We start from the raw sequence: 16,427 nt of genomic DNA on the forward strand, positions 1-16,427 counted from the left end.
GCCGTCCGGGACATCTACCCGGTGGTACGGGCCGTAGGCTGGAGGAGAACCGTGCTGTCGGCCCCGTGAGGTGTCCTGTGTCCCCGCGCCGCAACCGCCCCCGAGGCGGCGAGAAACCGATCGAGCGAGCCGGTGAGGGCGAGGCGGGGGACCGGTACGGCGGCTTCCAGCGGTCGGAGTCCTGGCAGGGCGAGGAGTGGTCGGTCCGTCATGTGGCCGGGGCGAGCGCCGCGGGCAAGCGGTACCGCTGCCCGGGATGCGACCAGGAGATTCCCTCCGGCGTCGCGCATGTGGTCGCCTGGCCGGAGTTCGGCGGCGTGGAGGACCGGCGTCACTGGCACCAGGCCTGCTGGAACGCGAAGGACCGCCGCACCACGCGGGTGCAGCGGTCCCGTAACGCGCCGAAGTACTGACGACACGTATTGACGACACGTACTGACGAGGTACGGGCGAAGCACTGGCGACGTACCGACGCGTGGGCTCAGCGGCTCACACCTCAGCGGCTCACACGTCGCGCTTGTCGAGCGCGAAGAAGGCGCCGAACATCACGACCGCCGTCACGCCCGCCAGGATCCACAGCGGATCCCAGCCGGAAGGGCCCGAAGTGCCCGTGGCGCTGACGGTGTTGTTGTAGAACACCCCGAGCTGGTTCGGGATCGAGTACTCGAACAGGGCCGTCCGCAGGCCGTCGAGCGACTGCGAGAACATGAACATCGCCAGCACCAGCGGCAGCAGGACCACACCGATCATGATCGTGATCGCACCCGCCGAGTGCCGGATCAGCGTGCCGACCGCCAGCGACAGCAGGCCGAGCGTGGCCAGATAGAGGCCGACGCCGACCGTCGCCTTGAGCCACTCGGAACCGGTGGGCGAGGCGGCGTCCAGGATCGCGGTCTGCAGCGCGCCGACGATCGCCGTGGTCACCGTCGTGATCACGAAGACCAGCAGGAAGAAGACCAGCGACTTGGCCGTCAGCACCCGGGCCCGGCTGGGGCACGCGGTCAGGGTCGTACGGATCATCCCCGTGCCGTACTCCGAGGCGATCGTCATCACCCCCAGCGTCATCACACAGATCGAGCCGAGCAGCACGCCGAAGAAGCCGAGTGCGAGCGCGGACTCGTCATCGGTGGCCGCGTCCGCGGCGACGATGGTCACCGCCACGAGCAGCCCGATGCCCAGCATCAGCGCGATCATGATGCCGAGCGTCCACATCGTGGAGCGCACCGAACGGAGCTTGGTCCACTCGGAGGCCAGGGCGTCGCCGAGCGTGGCCCGGCGGACCGGGATCGGCGAGGTGTAGCCGCCCACGGGCCCGCCCTGCCACTGCGGGGCGGGCGGGGCCTGCTGGTACGGGGTCGTCATCGGGTGTCCTCGCTGCTGTCGTGCTTCGTCAGGTCCGCGGCGGATGCCGACGCCGCCGCCACAGGAGCGACTGCGGGAGCCGCCACAGGAGCGGCTGCGGGAGCCGCCACAGGAGCGGCTGCGGGAGCGGCCGGGGAAACGTCCGGGGAAGCGGCCGCCTCGGGAGCCGGCGCCGCGTTCGCGTACGGGTTCTCCCCGGGCGGCGGCGGGGCGTACCAGCCCTGCTGCGGCACCTCCGGGGCGACGGGCGCCACGTACCCCTGCTCTCCCTGCCCGTAGCCCTGCGGCCCGTAGCCGGGCAGCTGCGGCGGCTGGAACCCGGCCAGCGCGTCGGCCGTCGAGCGGTAGTCCACGGCGCCCTGCGTCATCCGCATGTACGCCTCCTCCAGCGACGCCTGGTGCGGCGAGAGCTCCCAGAGCCGTACATCCGCCTCGTGCGCCAGATCGCTGATCCGCGCCAGCGGCAGCCCCGTGATCCGCAGAGCGCCGTCCGGCTCGGACATCACCTGGCCGCCCGCCTCGGTGAGCGAGGACATCAGCTTCTCCCGCTGCTCCGGTTCCGTCCCCGGCGTGCGCACCCGGGCGAAGTCCGCGGAGTTGGCCGAGATGAAGTCCGTGACACTCATGTCGGCGAGCAGCTGACCCCGGCCGATCACGATCAGCTGGTCGGCGGTGAGAGCCATCTCACTCATCAGATGCGAGGAGACGAAGACCGTACGGCCCTCGCCGGCCAGCTGCTTCATCAGATTGCGGACCCAGAGGATGCCCTCGGGGTCGAGGCCGTTGACCGGCTCGTCGAAGAGCAGCACCTGCGGGTCGCCGAGCAGCGCCGCCGCGATACCGAGCCGCTGGCCCATACCGAGCGAGAAGCCCTTCGAGCGCTTACGGGCGACGTCCTGCAGGCCGACGACACCGAGCACCTCGTCGACCCTGGCGGCCGGGATTCCGGAGAGCTGGGCCAGCGAGAGCAGATGGTTGCGGGCGCTGCGGCCGCCGTGCACCGCCTTGGCGTCGAGGAGCGCGCCGACCTGGCGCGGCGCGTTGGGCAGCTGCCGGAAGTGATGCCCGCCGACCGTCACCCGGCCCGAGGTCGGCTGATCGAGTCCGAGGATCATCCGCATCGTCGTCGACTTGCCGGAACCGTTGGGGCCCAGGAACCCGGTGACATATCCGGGCCGTACCTGGAAGGAAAGGTTGTACACGGCCGTCTTGGCGCCGTAGCGCTTCGTCAGGCCGACTGCCTCGATCATTCTCCAGCCCCATCGACAGGTCAGGTCGTCGGGGCAGTGGCCGCTCCGGGCCGAAGGCCCCCGTAAGAGTTAGGAGCGTATCCGGGCGTTGACGGTTCCGGCCACGTCGTTCCGGCGGAGCGTCGCCGGGGGATTCGCTACGCGTCGCGCTTTTTCAGTACGGCGTATCCGCCCACGAGCGCCGCCACCACCCAGAGAACGAGGATTCCCAGCCCGCCCCACGGCCCGTACGGCGCCGGGTTCGAGTTCATCGCGTCGGGGACGACCTGAAGGATCTTCGAGCCGGCCTGGTCGGGGAAGTAGTGCGCGACGTCCTTGGCGACCGGGACCGCCGAAAGGATCTGCGAGACCAGGAAGAAGAACGGCATCAGGATGCCCAGCGACAGCATCGAGCTGCGCAGCATCGCCGCGACGCCCATCGAGAAGACGGCGATCAGCGCCATGTAGAGACCGCTGCCGATGACCGCGCGCAGCACATTCGGCTCACCGATGCTCGTGCCGTGGTCGCCCAGCAGCGCCTGGCCGAGGAAGAAGGCCAGGAAACCGGTCACGATCCCGACGATCAGCGCCAGCACCCCGGCCACCAGGATCTTGCTGAAGAGGAAGGTGGCGCGCTGCGGCACGGCGGCCAGCGAGGTACGGATCATGCCCGAGCTGTACTCCGAGCCGACCACCAGCACCCCGAAGACCACCATCGCCAGCTGGCCGAGGATCATCCCGGAGAAGCTGGTGTACGTCGGGTCGAAGGTGGACTGCTGGTCCCGCGGAAGGTCGCCGAACGTCGAGTTCAGCAGCGCGGAGAGCGCCGCGCCGAGGGCCACGGTCACGATCAGGGCGCTGATCAGCGTCCAGGTCGTGGAGGAGACCGTACGGATCTTGGTCCACTCGGACTGGAGGACCGCTGGTACCGATGCCATGGTGTCAGGCTCCCTTGCCCTGGTGGTCCTGGTGCGCGCCGAGCCCGACGGGCTGTCCTCCGGGGTCCTGACCCCAGCGCGGGCCCGGGGGCTGCCCCTCGCCGCCGCCGGAGTGGGCGTGGTATTCGACCGACCCCGCCGTCATCTGCATGAAGGCCTCTTCGAGCGACGCCCGCTGGGAGCTCAGCTCGTGCAGCACGATCTGGTGTCGCGCGGCCAGTTCACCGAGCTCCTCGGTGGAGGCCCCGTCGATTTCCAGTACGCCGCCGTCCGTCTCGGCCGCGGTGAAACCGGCCTCGTGCAGGACGTCCTTCAGCCGCTCCTGCTGTGGCGAGCGCAGCCGCGCGTAACTGCGGGAGTTCTCATGGATGAAGTCCGCCATCGAGGTGTTCGCCAGCAGCCTTCCCTGGCCGATCACGATCAAGTGATCGGCGGTCAGGGCCATTTCGCTCATCAGATGACTGGATACGAAGATCGTGCGGCCTTCTTGTGCGAGATGCTTCATCAGATTGCGGATCCAGTGAATTCCCTCGGGATCCAGACCATTGACCGGCTCGTCGAACATCAGGATCTCGGGATCACCGAGCAGGGCCGAGGCGATTCCCAGCCGCTGCCCCATACCGAGGGAGAAGCCCTTCGACTTCTTCTTCGCGACCGCCGTCAGTCCGACCATGTCGAGCACCTCGGACACCCGGCTCGCCGGGATGCGGTTGCTCTGCGCCAGACAGAGGAGATTGTTGTAGGCGGTGCGGCCGCCGTGCATGGCCTTGGCCTCCAGCAGCGCCCCGATGTGCTTGAGCGGTTCCGAGAGCTCACGGTACTGCTTGCCGTCGATACTGACCGACCCGCTGGTCGGGTTGTCCAGGCCGAGCATCATGCGCATCGTGGTCGACTTGCCCGCCCCGTTGGGGCCCAGGAAGCCTGTCACCACACCCGGTCTCACCTGAAAGGACAGCTGGTCGACCGCGACCTTGCGGCCGAAGTGTTTGGTGAGCCCCACAACCTCGATCATGCGGCCAACCTAGAGCGGCGCAAAGCCCCTCGCCACCGCTGTGGCGAGGGGCTTGCCCGATCGTTACCTACCCGACCTTCGTTCTATCGGCCGATCCTGCCTTGCTCAGCGGGTCTGCTGGGCCGGCACCCCACGGGAGATCGGCTCGTCGTCGGCCGGGGAGCCGGCGGCGGCCACCGCGGCACCGGTCAGCGTGGCCAGCATCTCGCGGACGTTGGTCAGCTGGGCGTTGATCGAGTCGCGGCGGTTGGTGAGCGCCGCCAGCTCGCGCTCCGATTCGCTGCGGATCCGGTCGGCCTTGGCGTTCGCGTCGGCCACGATGTCCTCGGCCTGGCGCTGGGCCGTCTCGACCGTCTGACGGGCCCGGCGCTCCGCGTCCGTACGCAGCTTCTCGGCCTCCAGGCGCAGCTGCTCGGCGCGGTGCTCGATCTCGGCCAGACGCTTCTCGGCCTTCGCCTGACGCGAGGCGAGGTCGCGCTCCGACTGCTCACGCCGCTTGGCGAGGTTCGTCTCGAAGTCCGCGGCGGCCTGGGCGGCCTTGGCGCGGGTCTCCTCGAAGAGCGCGTCGGCCTCCTCGCGCTTGGACTGCGCGTCCTTCTGCGCCTCCGTGCGCAGAGTGGAGGCGTCACCCTTCGCCTTCTCGACGATCCGGACGCCCTCGTCCTCGGCCTTGGACTTGCGCTCCGAGGCGAACGCCTCGGCGTCGTTGCGGACCTGCTGGGCCGCCGACTCGGCGAGCTCGCGGTGCTGCTCGGCCGCGCGACGGGCCTCCTCGCGCAGGTCCTTCGCCTCCTCCTCGGCGAGGCGGAGGATCTTCTCGACGCGCGCGCCGAGGCCGGCGTACGACGGCTCGGCGTCGGTGACCTGGGCCTGGGCGTTCTGCGTCTCGAGGTGGAGTTCCTCGATGCGCTTTTCCAGAGCGGTGATGCGTGCCAGGGCGCTGTCTCGGTCGGCGACGAGCTTGGTAATGCGGTCGTCCACCTGACCGCGGTCGTAACCACGCCGCACGAGCTCGAAGCCGAATGGGGAGGAAGTGTCGCTCATGGGGTTCCTGTCGAATGAGACCGGTGAGGTGATAGGGGGAATCCTAGGGGCCTAAGCGGCGTGTCATCGAGCGGATGGCGGTTTGATCTGGAGAATGTCCAGTCTTTTGGGTGGCTAGCTCTCGGAAGTCTTGCCACTCGAACGGCCGGTCCCCGCCGTGGCACCCGCCTTGACGGGGTTGTCCTTCGTCGGTACTGCCGGTGCCTCGAACGACTCCAGTGCCTCCAGCACGTCCTGGACACGGGAGATCTCGGCCTGAATGTCCTCACGTCTGCGGACCAGGACATCGAGTTCGCGCTTGCCGTCCTCGACCATCTGCTTCGCCTCCCGCGAGGCGTCGGCGCGCAGCTCTTCGGCCTCTCTGATCAGTCCGGCCTTCTTCTGCTCGGCTTCCTTGAGCAGTCCCTCGGCCTTCTTGACCGCGGCGATCCGGACCTTGCTCGCCTCCGAGTTGGCGTCGGCGATCAGCGCCTTCGCCTTCGCCTCCGCCTCTGTCCGCTGTTCGTTGGCGGCCTTGATCAGATTGTCGACGCGCTCGCCGGCGGTCTTCAGCTGCTCGGACGTCTCCCGGCGGGCCCGCTCGTGGAGCTGCTCGATCTCGCCCTCGATGCGGACGCGCAGCTCCTCGGCCCGGTCCCGTACGGCCGTCGCGTCACGGCGGGCGCCGACGAGCAGCTCGTCCGCGTCCGTACGGGCCTTCTCCACCAGGGAGTTGCCCTCGACCGTCGCGTCCGCGGTGATGCGGCCCGCCTCGTTGCGTGCCGCGCCGACCATCGCGTCGGCCTGCGTCTCGGCCTCGGTGGCGGCGCGCAGCGCCTCCTCCTGTGCCTTGTTGATCAGCTGGTCGGCCTGTTCCGCGGCGTCGGCGCGGCGCTTGGCCGCGTCCTTGCGCGCCTCGTCCAGGAGCCAGTCCGTCTCCTCCTGGGCTTCGTTCCTGAGCCGTTCCGCGGTGACCTCGGTGTCCGTCTTGAGCTTCTCGGCCTCGGCGCGCATCCGCTCGGCGGCCTGCCGCGCGGAGCCCACCATCTCGGCGGCGTCGGCGCGCATCCGCTCGGACTCGCTGGTGGCCTCGCCGATGAGCCGGTCGGCCTGGGCCGCGGCGTCGCCACGGATACGGTTGGCGTCCTCGCGGGCCTCTGCGCGGGCCCGGGAGGCGTCCTGCTCGGCCGTGGCGAGCGAGTCCGACGCCTCGGTACGTACCCGCTGCGCGTACTCCGCGGTGTCGGAGCGCATCCGCTCCGCCTCGGTGATCGCCTCACCGACGGTGCGCTCGGCGAGCACCTGGGCGGCCGCCGACTCCTCCTGGGCCCTGGCGCGGACGCGGTTGGCGTCCTCGGTGGCGCGCTCCCGCTCGGCGTACGCGTCGGCGCGGACCCGGTCCGCCTCCTCCTGCGCCTCGGTCCTGGTCCGGTCCGCGGCGTGCTCGGCGGCGGAGCGCAGCCCGGCGATCTCCTGCTCGGCCTGGTCCTGGAGCCCGGAGACGGAGTCCCGTACCTGCTGGGCGGTCTGCTCGGCGGCCGACACCATCTCCGTGGCACGGCGGTCGGCCTCCTCGACCAGCCGGTGCGCCTCGGTCTGCGCCTCCTCGACCCGCTTGCGGGCCGAGGCGAGCAGCTCCTCGCTCTGTTCGCGGGCCCGCTCGCGCTCCTGGTCCGCTTCGGTACGGGCGGCCGCCAGGGTCTCCTCGGCCTCACGGCGGCGCCGGATGGCCTCCTCCTGCGCGGCGGCCAGCGCCTCGGCGGCCTCCGTGCCGACCCGCTCGGCGGCGGCCGCGGCCTCGGCCCTGACCCGGTCGGCGCTCTCCTGCGCCTCGGTCTTGAGCCGCTCGGCCTCCGTGGCGGCTTCGGTACGCAGCCGTACCGCGGCGGTCTCCGCCTCGGCGCGGGACTCCGCCGCGTCGGCCGCGGCCTCGGTACGGAGCCGCTCGGCCTCCTGCTCGGCCTGCGCCTGGAGCGTACGGATGCGCTCGGCCGCTTCGGTACGCAGCCGCTCGGCCTCCTCGGCGGCCTCCCGCCGGATCCGCTCGGCCTCGGCGCGGGCGTCGGTGAGCGCCTCCTCGGCGGAGGAGAGCCGCTGCTCCGCCTCCGTGTGCAGCCGGGTCAGTTCGCCCGCGGCCTCGGCCTTGCGGGACTCGACGCCGCGCTCGGTCTCCTCGCGCAGCTCGGTCGCGGCCTGCTCGGCGGCGGCCTTGGTGGCCTCGCCCTGCTCCTCGCCCTCGGCGCGCAGCCGCTCGGCCTCGCCGCGGGCCCGCTCCAGGGTCTCCTCGGCCTGCCGGCGCAGCGTGGTGGCGCGCTCGATGGCCTCGGTGCGTACCCGCTCGCTCTCGGTGGTCGCACCCGAGCGCAGCTCGTCGGCGTCCGCCTTGGCCTTCGTCAGCAGTTCCTCGGCGGACCTGGCCGCCTCCTCGATCTGCTGGACGGCCTCCCTGCGGGCCTCGCCGCGGATCCGCTCGCCCTCGGCGACGGCCTCGGACCGCAGCTGCTCGGCCTCGCCGCGCAGCCTGCGCGCCTCTTCCTGCAGCTCGACCGTCTTGGCGCGATATTCCTTGGTGTCGTCCTTGGCCGCGCCCTTGAGCTGGTCGGCCTGCTCCTCGGCCTCGCCGCGCAGCCGGTCCGCCTCGGCCTCGGCCTCGCGGCGGATCCGCTCGGCCTCCTCGCTCGCGGACCGGGTGGTTGCCTTGGCGTCGTCGGACGCCTTGGTCAGCACTTCCTCGGCGGTACGGGCCGCCTTGGCCAGCTGGGCCGCGGTGTCCTCGGCAGCGACCGTACGGGCCTTCTCGGCGGCCTCCGCGACCAGCTTCTCGGCCTCGGCGCGGGCGTCGGCGAGCGCCTGCTCCGCCTCGCTCTTGGTGGCCTCGGCCTCCTTCGTGGCCTCGCCGACCAGCCGGGCGATCTCCGACTTGGCGGTGCGGGTGCGCTGCTCGTTCTGCGACTCGGCGCCGGCCAGCCGCTTGGCCGCGGCCTCCTTGGCCTCCGTGACGACCTTCTCGGCCTCGGCGCGCGCCGCGCGCAGCCGCTGCTCCGCCTCCTGGGCCCGCTGCTCGGCGGCCCGGCTCAGCTCCGCGGCCTGCTGGCGTGCCTGGTCGGTCTCCGCAGTCGTGGACGTACGCAGCTGCTCGGCGTGACGGTTGGCCTCCTGCGCCTGCCCTGAGGCGGCGTTCAGCAGGCGCTCCGCGTCCCTGCGGGCCCGCAGCAGGATCGCCTCGGCCTCGGAACGGGCCGCCTCGGCCTCCGAGCCGAGCCGCCTGCGCGCCTCCTCGGTGACCCGGGTGGCCTCCGCGCGGGCGGCGGCGAGGGACTGCTCGGCCTCGGCGCGTGACTCGTCCAGCAGCCGGCGCGCCTGGGACTCCGTCCTGGCGCGCAGCTGCTCGGCCCAGGCGACGTTCTCGTTGACATGCGATTCGACGGTCTGGCGGCGCTCGGCCAGCTCCTGGTCGAGCCGCTGCCGGCGCTGCACGGCCTCGGCGTGCAGTTCGGCCTGCAGCCTGGCCTGGTGCTCGGCGTGCTCCTGAAGGATGCGCTGGGTCTGGGCGCGGGCGTCGCGCAGCTCGCGCTCGGCGTCCGAGCGCATCTGCTCGGCCTGCATCTGCGCGTTACGGAGGTGCTGCTCGGCCTGATAGCCGAGATCGGCGTTGTCGTAGGAGGGACGGGTCGCCAGACTGCGGCGCGCCTCATGGAGCTTGGCGCGCAAGACCTCGACCTGGTAACCGAGGTCCTCGGCGTGCTGGACGGCCTTCTCTCGCGCGGTCTTCAGCCGGTCCATCTCGGCTTCGAACCGCGAGAGGTGGTCGTCGTCAGCTCGGTGGCTCTCCTGGCGTTCGTAGCCCCGCACTGCGCGGTCCCATCCGTCCCCTGGTCGCAACTGCCCAATCGAGCACCGTTCGCGGCGAACGGCCCCCCGGGGAATGGTGACAGATATACGGCAGGGGCGCGGCCCCGACCCGGCCCCGGCCCGGAGCGGTCCACTGTACCGGGCCGGGAATCCTTAAGGTCAGTGCTCTCGGGCTGAGGTGACCAGTTCTGTCAGTACGCCGTGGCAGTCCTTGGGGTGGAGGAAGGTGATCCGGGAGCCCATGGAGCCGATGCGCGGCTCGTCGTACAGCACACGAACGCCCTTGTCACGGACGGCCTGGGCGTCGCCGTCGACGTCCGCGGTCCCGAACGCGATGTGGTGGACACCCTCGCCGTTCTTGGCCAGCCACTTGCCCACGGCGGAATCCTCGCGGGTGGGTTCCAGGAGCTGGAGATACGAAGCTCCGCCGTCGGATGTCTCGTTGATCTTGAGCATGGCCTCGCGGACGCCCTGCTCCTCGTTGACCTCGGTGTGGAACACCTCGAAGCCGTAGGTGGCCCGGTAGAACTCGACGGTGGCGTCGAGATCGAAACAGGCGATTCCGATGTGATCGATTCGCGTCAGCATGGACCCAGTGCAGCGCCATCACGGTGGTTACGCAACGTGCGCGCGATCACACGCGCCGCCCGGTGACCCGGAGCCGTACCGCTCAGTACATTGAAAGTAAACCCTCGTTCACTCCTCACGCTGTACGCAAAAAGGGGATCGCGTCTCATGTCGGATACGAACACCACCACTTCCGTGATCGTCGCGGGCGCCCGTACCCCCATGGGGCGGCTTCTGGGCTCGCTGAAGTCCTTCTCCGGTGCGGAGCTGGGCGGCTTCGCCATCAAGGCCGCGCTGGACCGCGCCGGTATCAGCGGCGACCAGGTGCAGTACGTGATCATGGGCCAGGTACTGCAGGCCGGGACCGGGCAGATCCCGGCCCGCCAGGCCGCGGTCAAGGGCGGCATTCCGATGAATGTCCCCGCGCTCACCATCAACAAGGTCTGTCTCTCCGGCCTCGACGCCATCGCGCTCGCCGACCAGCTGATCCGCGCGGGCGAGTTCGACGTGGTGGTCGCGGGCGGCCAGGAGTCCATGACCAACGCCCCGCACCTGCTCCCCAAGTCCCGTGAGGGCTACAAGTACGGCGCGGTCGAGATGCTCGACGCGATGGCCTACGACGGGCTGACCGACTCCTTCGAGGACATCGCCATGGGCGCCTCGACGGAGAAGCACAACACCCGGCTGAACATCGCCCGTCCCGAGCAGGACGAGTTCGGCGCGCTCTCCCACCAGCGGGCCGCGGCCGCCCAGAAGAACGGGATCTTCGAGGCGGAGATCGCCCCGGTCGAGATCCCGCAGCGCAAGGGCGACCCGGTGGTCTTCTCGCAGGACGAGGGCATCCGCCCCGAGACGACCGTGGAGTCCCTGGGCAAGCTGCGTCCCGCGTTCGCCAAGGACGGCACGATCACGGCGGGCACCGCCTCGCAGATCTCCGACGGTGCGGCGGCGGTCGTGGTGATGAGCAAGGCCAAGGCGCTGGAGCTGGGCCTCGACTGGATCGCGGAGATCGGCGCGCACGGCAATGTGGCGGGCCCGGACAACTCCCTCCAGTCCCAGCCGTCGAACGCGATCCAGCACGCCCTGAAGAAGGAGGGCCTGGCCGTCGGGGACCTCGACCTCATCGAGATCAACGAGGCCTTCGCCGCGGTGGCGGTGCAGTCGATGAAGGACCTCGGGGTGTCCCCGGAAAAGGTGAATGTGAACGGCGGCGCCATCGCCCTCGGTCACCCGATCGGTATGTCCGGCGCCCGGCTGGTGCTGCACCTCGCGCTGGAACTGAAGCGGCGCGGCGGCGGGGTCGGCGCGGCGGCGCTCTGCGGTGGCGGTGGCCAGGGTGACGCGCTGATCGTGCGCGTGGCCGGCGTGGCCAAGTAGTCGTCGTACGTTTCGAAGGAACGGAGCTGTGATGCAGGACGTCCCCGAGCTGGTGGCTCAGGCACGGGAGGGCCGGCCGCGCGCCGTGGCCCGGCTGATCTCACTGGTCGAGGGGGCGTCCCCGCAACTGCGCGAGGTGATGGCGGCGCTGGCGCCGCTCGCGGGCAACGCGTACGTCATCGGGCTCACCGGCTCGCCCGGTGTCGGCAAGTCGACATCGACCTCCGCGCTGGTCTCCGCGTACCGGCGGGCGGGCAAGCGGGTCGCGGTGCTGGCCGTCGACCCCTCGTCGCCCTTCTCCGGAGGAGCGCTGCTCGGCGACCGCGTCCGGATGTCCGAGCACGCCTCCGACCCCGGCGTCTACATCCGCTCCATGGCGACCCGCGGCCATCTCGGCGGGCTCGCGTGGGCGGCCCCGCAGGCGATCCGGGTCCTGGACGCAGCGGGCTGCGACGTGATCGTGGTCGAGACCGTGGGGGTCGGCCAGTCGGAGGTGGAGATCGCCTCCCAGGCCGACACCTCGGTGGTGCTGCTGGCCCCCGGCATGGGCGACGGCATCCAGGCGGCCAAGGCCGGAATCCTGGAGATCGGCGACGTGTACGTGGTCAACAAGGCGGACCGGGACGGCGCGGACGCGACGGCCCGTGAGCTGAACCACATGCTCGGCCTCGGCGAGTCCCGGGGCGCCGGCGACTGGCGCCCGCCCATCGTCAAGACCGTCGCCGCGCGGGGCGAGGGCATCGACGAGGTCGTGGAGGCCCTGGAGAAGCACCGGGCCTGGATGGAGGAACACGGCGTCCTGGCTTTGCGCCGAGCCCGCCGCGCGGCCCGCGAGGTGGAGACCATCGCGGTCACCGCGCTCCGCGAACGCATCGACGACCTGCACGGCGACCGCCGCCTGGACGCGCTGGCGGAACGCATCGTCGCGGGCGAACTGGACCCGTACACGGCGGCGGACGAACTGATCGCGGGCATCACGGAGGGTGCGCCCAGGGCCGCCCGGGGGTGAGGTGAGGTTCAAGCGATCTCGCGCGGAGGAGCACGTTCTCGCACCGCCGCGCGCGCACCTCTTTTTTGGGGCTCGGTTCGCCTCCGGGGCGCTTTATGCCGGTGTCGACGGTCGACCGTGCTCGATTCGCTCGTACCTCGCGAACCTCCGCGCGCTCTCCCTTTCGACACCGGCGCGCCCCTTCGGCTCACTCGCCGGCGGTCCCGGGGCATTTGGTCCCGGGACCGCCGGGCGGGCGGGGCCGGCGGTCAGTCGTCCTGGCCGTGGTCGTCGTCGCGGTCGTGGCCGCGGCCGTCGTCGTCGCGGTCCGCCGTGGTCTTGGCCGTCTGCGCGTGGACGTTCAGCTCGTGCGTACGGCCGTCCTTGCCGCGCACGTCCACCTCCCAGCGGCTCTTGTGGTCGTCGTCGAGGTCGACCGAGGTCACCGTTCCCGGTACGGAGGCGAGCGCGGCGGCCGCCGCCTGCCGGGCGTCGACCTTCGCGCCGCGCAGCGCGGCCCGGTCGTCGCGGTCGTCGTCATCGTCGTGGCGGCCGTCGGTGCGCACGGCGCCGGTGACCGCGTCGACCTTCAGCTCGTGCCACCGGTTGTCGGTGCCGAGGAGTTCGACCTCCCAGCGGCTGGTGCGGTCGCTGCCGTCGTCGTCCCGCTCGACCGAGGCCACGGCGCCGGGGTACTTCTTGAGGGCCGCGGCGGCCGCGTCGCTCGCGGTGAGGCCGGTACGGGTCGCCACCACGCCGTCGGCCGTGTCGTCGGTCCCGGTGCCGGCCGTCGCGTCGTCCGAGGCCGTCACCCGCGACACCGGCAGGGGCGCCGTCGCCGTTCCCGTACCGCTCCGGTCGTCGTCGCCCATGGCGACCGCCGTGTACGTCCCGCCGCCGATCAGTGCCGCCGCGGTGATGGCTGCGATGACGAGATTGCGCTTCATGAGGGGTCCTCCCCGAGTCGGTCCGTATCGAACGACTTCAATGTCGCTGAGGGAAGCTGAAGGCAGCCTGAAGCCACCTGAAGAGATCTTCAGGTTCCGTTTGGGAAGCTGGGGCCATGCGCTTGTTGATCGTGGAGGACGAAAAGCGGCTCGCCGTGTCGCTGGCCAAGGGGCTGACGGCCGAGGGCTTCGCCGTGGATGTCGTCCACGACGGCCTGGAAGGGCTGCACCGCGCGGGTGAGGGCGTGTACGACCTGGTCGTGCTCGACATCATGCTGCCCGGCATGAACGGCTACCGCGTCTGCTCCGCCCTGCGCGCCGCCGGCAACGACGTGCCGATCCTGATGCTCACCGCCAAGGACGGCGAGTACGACGAGGCGGAAGGGCTCGACACCGGCGCGGACGACTATCTGACCAAGCCGTTCTCGTACGTCGTGCTCGTCGCCCGGGTCAAGGCGCTGCTGCGCCGCCGGGGATCGGCCGGCGCCTCGCCCGTGCTGCGTATCGGCGGACTCAGCGTCGACACGGCGGCCCGTCGCGTCTTCCGGGACGAGACCGAAGTGGCGCTCACCGCCAAGGAGTTCGCCGTCCTGGAGCAGCTGGCGGTGCGTTCCGGCGAGGTGGTCGGCAAGCCGGAGATCCTGGAGCACGTCTGGGACTTCGCCTACGACGGTGACCCCAACATCATCGAGGTCTACATCAGCGCGCTGCGGCGCAAGATCGGCGCCGCGTCCATCCAGACGGTGCGCGGCGCCGGATACCGGCTGGTCGCGTCATGAACCCCATAACCCCCGTGAGCCCCGTGGCCCCCGAGCGGCCCGTAGGCGCCCTGAGACGCCGGCTGGCGTCCGTACGGGCCAAGGCGTCGCTCGGTGCGACGGCCGTCGTGGCGGTGGCGCTGGTGGCCGCCGGGATCGCCGTGCTCATCTCGCTCCACTCGAACCTCACCGGCCAGGCGGACCGGGAGGCCGATTCCCTGGCGCGCAAGGTCGCCCTGGACATCGCCTCCCAGGTCCCGGGCCGGACCTCCTACGCCGGTCTCGAACTGCCCGACGACCCGGACCACCCCGTACAGGTGGCCGACGAGAGCGGCAGTCTGCTCACGGTCAGTGAGGACCTGGAGCGGATCAGCGGAACCGGACTGTCCGCGGTGACACCCGCGAAGAGCGCCTCCCCGCAGGGGACCGGCCTGGCCGGTGGTGAGGACAGCGACGACGACAGCGGTGACGACAGCGGCGACGACCACGGCGGCCGCGGCCGGGGCGGCGATGACGACGACGATCCCGCGATCGGCGAGATCGGCGACATCTCGTACAGCTCGGGAAGCGCGACGGTGGACGGTACGGCCGGCGAGTACCGCTTCGCCACGATCGAGGTGACCGACGGCTCGGGCGAGACGGTTCTCGTCCACGCGGGCGCGTCGCTGGCGGCCCGGCAGAGCGCGGTCGGCACGGCCGCCGTGGCGATGCTGGTGGGCCTGCCCGTCCTGCTGCTGGTCGTCGGGGGAGTGACCTGGCTGGTGACCCGGCGGGCGCTGCGGCCCGTGGAGGGCATCCGGCGGGAAATGGCGGCCATCACCGCCTCCGAGGACCTCTCCAGGCGGGTGCCTGAGCCCGCCACGTACGACGAGGTGGCCCGGCTGGCCCGTACGACCAATGAGACGCTCACCGCCCTGGAGGCCGCCGTCGAACGGCAGCGCCGCTTTGTCGCGGACGCCTCGCACGAGCTCCGGAGCCCGATCGCCTCGCTGCGTACCCAGCTCGAAGTGGGCGACGCGCACCCCGAGTTGCTGGATGTCCCCGGCGCGGTCCAGGACACCGTACGGCTCCAGCAGCTTGCCGCCGATCTGCTGCTACTGGCCCGGCTGGACGCGGGGCAGCGGGCGGGGCGGGCGCGGGTCGATCTGGGCGCGCTGGCCCGCGAGGAGGTCTCCCAGCGGACCGCCGACCGTGTCCCGGTCTCGCTGGAAGTGGCTCAGGGTCTCGAAGTGACCGGTTCACGCGGCCAGTTGGCCCGGGTGCTGGGCAATCTGCTCGACAACGCCCAACGGCACGCCAAGACATCGGTCGCCGCGTCCGTACGCCGGGAGGGCGGCCGGCTGGTGCTCGCGGTCGCCGACGACGGCTCGGGGGTGCCGGACGCGGAGCGTGAGCGGATCTTCGAGCGGTTCGTACGGCTCGACGACGCCCGCAGCCGTGACGACGGCGGCGCGGGGCTGGGGCTGGCCATCGCCCGCGACGTGGCCGAGCGCCACGGCGGCACGCTCACGGTCACCCGCGCCCCAGCCGGCGGCGCCCTGTTCGAACTACGACTACCCCCGGCGCCCGACGACGCGGGCTAGACCGTTTCGTTTGGATCACCGGCGGACCACGCTGGTCGGCCGGGACGGGGATGACCGCACGGCTCCCGCGCTCGCGCAGGTGCTCGCGGATCGCGCGGGAGGTGTACGCCTTGTCGGCCAGGACCACGTCCGGCCTGGTGCGGTGCTGTCCTCGCGGTCGGGGAACGCGCAGGCGGGCCATGACATCCGTGAAGGCGGGCGCGTCTCCGGCCTGCCCGGCGGTGAGTATGAAGACCAGCGGCGGGCAGTGGTACGGCGGCGGGGTGGATCTTCGTCGTCAGTCCGCCGCGGGACCAGCCGATCGCGTGGCCGTCCGGTTCAGCCGGTGCCCCTCTTTGCGGGCCCCGGCCGCATGCTGATGAGCCCGCACGATCGTGGAGTCCCGGGCCACGGTCGACTTTCCGACGGCGACGCTCCCGGCGACCCCTATGACGAACGGCATACCGCGCTGCGCGCCGTGCCCGTTCCTCGCGTCCCCGAGGAAGGTGTTCAGCGCCCCGCGCAGCTCGGCGGTGGCCTGTACGTAGAGGTTCAGTAGCCGCGACCGCGGCAGGCAGACGTCCCATACCTCGTTGAGGTCGATCACGTCCCCGAGCCCCCGCAGCCGCTCCACCTCCTCGGCGGACAGCGGCAGCGTGGTCTTCTCGCGCAGCGCACTCCACTCGTCCCGGGTGAGGTCCACATACAGAGTCGGCCCATGCTCCCCCGGCGGAGGGCGCAGGGGGTGCGCTGGGTCGCGTGGCGACTTGCATCGATGAGTCGGCACAGGAACAACCTGCGCCCTTCGCATC

14 protein-coding genes and 1 pseudogene are annotated in these 16,427 nt (G+C 71.2%); 5 read left to right on the forward strand and 10 right to left on the reverse strand.

Going from position 1 to position 16,427, the window contains the following annotated elements:
- Positions 1–77 precede the first annotated feature (77 nt).
- Complete coding sequence (locus ACZ6MZ_RS05760; protein ID WP_384186447.1) at positions 78–413, forward strand: ATP/GTP-binding protein; 336 nt, start codon at positions 78–80, stop codon at positions 411–413.
- A gap of 91 nt (positions 414–504) precedes the next feature.
- Here ACZ6MZ_RS05760 and ACZ6MZ_RS05765 read toward each other — a convergent pair whose 3' ends face one another.
- The 7 genes from ACZ6MZ_RS05765 to mce all read right to left on the reverse strand — a co-directional run bounded on the left by ACZ6MZ_RS05765 (position 505) and on the right by mce (position 10,004).
- Complete coding sequence (locus ACZ6MZ_RS05765; RefSeq protein ID WP_389783828.1) at positions 505–1,362, reverse strand: ABC transporter permease; 858 nt, start codon at positions 1,360–1,362, stop codon at positions 505–507.
- Entirely contained in the window at positions 1,359–2,612 is a 1,254-nt protein-coding gene (locus tag ACZ6MZ_RS05770; RefSeq protein WP_469350034.1) for an ABC transporter ATP-binding protein, read from the reverse strand. The genes ACZ6MZ_RS05765 and ACZ6MZ_RS05770 overlap by 4 nt, the downstream gene beginning before the upstream one ends.
- Positions 2,613–2,749: 137 nt before the next feature.
- Positions 2,750–3,529 carry an ABC transporter permease gene (locus ACZ6MZ_RS05775; protein ID WP_389783823.1) on the reverse strand — a complete coding sequence of 260 codons (780 nt, stop codon included), beginning with the start codon at positions 3,527–3,529 and terminating at the stop codon, positions 2,750–2,752.
- 4 nt (positions 3,530–3,533) lie between these two features.
- Complete coding sequence (locus ACZ6MZ_RS05780; protein ID WP_389783820.1) at positions 3,534–4,541, reverse strand: ABC transporter ATP-binding protein; 1,008 nt, start codon at positions 4,539–4,541, stop codon at positions 3,534–3,536.
- A 105-nt stretch (positions 4,542–4,646) separates the two neighbouring features.
- On the reverse strand, positions 4,647–5,585 hold the full coding sequence (locus tag ACZ6MZ_RS05785) for a coiled-coil domain-containing protein (protein WP_384186461.1): 939 nt from the start codon (positions 5,583–5,585) through the stop codon (positions 4,647–4,649).
- A gap of 114 nt (positions 5,586–5,699) precedes the next feature.
- Positions 5,700–9,416 carry a polarized growth protein Scy gene (gene scy / locus ACZ6MZ_RS05790; protein WP_469350037.1) on the reverse strand — a complete coding sequence of 1,239 codons (3,717 nt, stop codon included), beginning with the start codon at positions 9,414–9,416 and terminating at the stop codon, positions 5,700–5,702.
- Between the two features lie 159 nt (positions 9,417–9,575).
- Positions 9,576–10,004, reverse strand: coding sequence for a methylmalonyl-CoA epimerase (mce, locus tag ACZ6MZ_RS05795; protein WP_384186467.1), 429 nt, complete (start codon positions 10,002–10,004; stop codon positions 9,576–9,578).
- A gap of 147 nt (positions 10,005–10,151) precedes the next feature.
- Between mce and ACZ6MZ_RS05800 the strand changes: the two genes are divergently transcribed.
- Complete coding sequence (locus ACZ6MZ_RS05800; protein ID WP_384186470.1) at positions 10,152–11,360, forward strand: acetyl-CoA C-acetyltransferase; 1,209 nt, start codon at positions 10,152–10,154, stop codon at positions 11,358–11,360.
- Positions 11,361–11,391: 31 nt separating this feature from the next.
- Entirely contained in the window at positions 11,392–12,369 is a 978-nt protein-coding gene (gene meaB / locus ACZ6MZ_RS05805) for a methylmalonyl Co-A mutase-associated GTPase MeaB (protein ID WP_469350387.1), read from the forward strand.
- A gap of 248 nt (positions 12,370–12,617) precedes the next feature.
- On the opposite strand, the gene ACZ6MZ_RS05810 is transcribed toward meaB, so the two are convergent.
- Positions 12,618–13,295 (reverse strand): PepSY domain-containing protein, encoded by a 678-nt coding sequence (locus ACZ6MZ_RS05810; RefSeq protein WP_469350039.1) that lies wholly within the window; start codon positions 13,293–13,295, stop codon positions 12,618–12,620.
- A gap of 116 nt (positions 13,296–13,411) precedes the next feature.
- Here ACZ6MZ_RS05810 and ACZ6MZ_RS05815 point away from each other — a divergent pair, with 116 nt between their 5' ends.
- Positions 13,412–14,074 carry a response regulator transcription factor gene (locus ACZ6MZ_RS05815; protein ID WP_384181499.1) on the forward strand — a complete coding sequence of 221 codons (663 nt, stop codon included), beginning with the start codon at positions 13,412–13,414 and terminating at the stop codon, positions 14,072–14,074.
- A 62-nt stretch (positions 14,075–14,136) separates the two neighbouring features.
- Positions 14,137–15,636, forward strand: coding sequence for a sensor histidine kinase (locus ACZ6MZ_RS05820; RefSeq protein WP_469350388.1), 1,500 nt, complete (start codon positions 14,137–14,139; stop codon positions 15,634–15,636).
- Here the strand turns inward: ACZ6MZ_RS05820 and ACZ6MZ_RS05825 are convergent.
- Positions 15,566–15,874 carry a transposase gene (locus ACZ6MZ_RS05825; RefSeq protein WP_469350390.1) on the reverse strand — a complete coding sequence of 103 codons (309 nt, stop codon included), beginning with the start codon at positions 15,872–15,874 and terminating at the stop codon, positions 15,566–15,568. The two genes, ACZ6MZ_RS05820 and ACZ6MZ_RS05825, sit on opposite strands and share 71 nt — an antisense overlap.
- 144 nt (positions 15,875–16,018) lie before the next feature.
- Positions 16,019–16,426, reverse strand: a pseudogene (locus ACZ6MZ_RS05830) (type I pantothenate kinase); the annotation flags it as partial.
- Position 16,427: the final 1 nt, after the last annotated feature.

It is taken from the genome of Streptomyces sp. NPDC042201 (assembly GCF_055582185.1).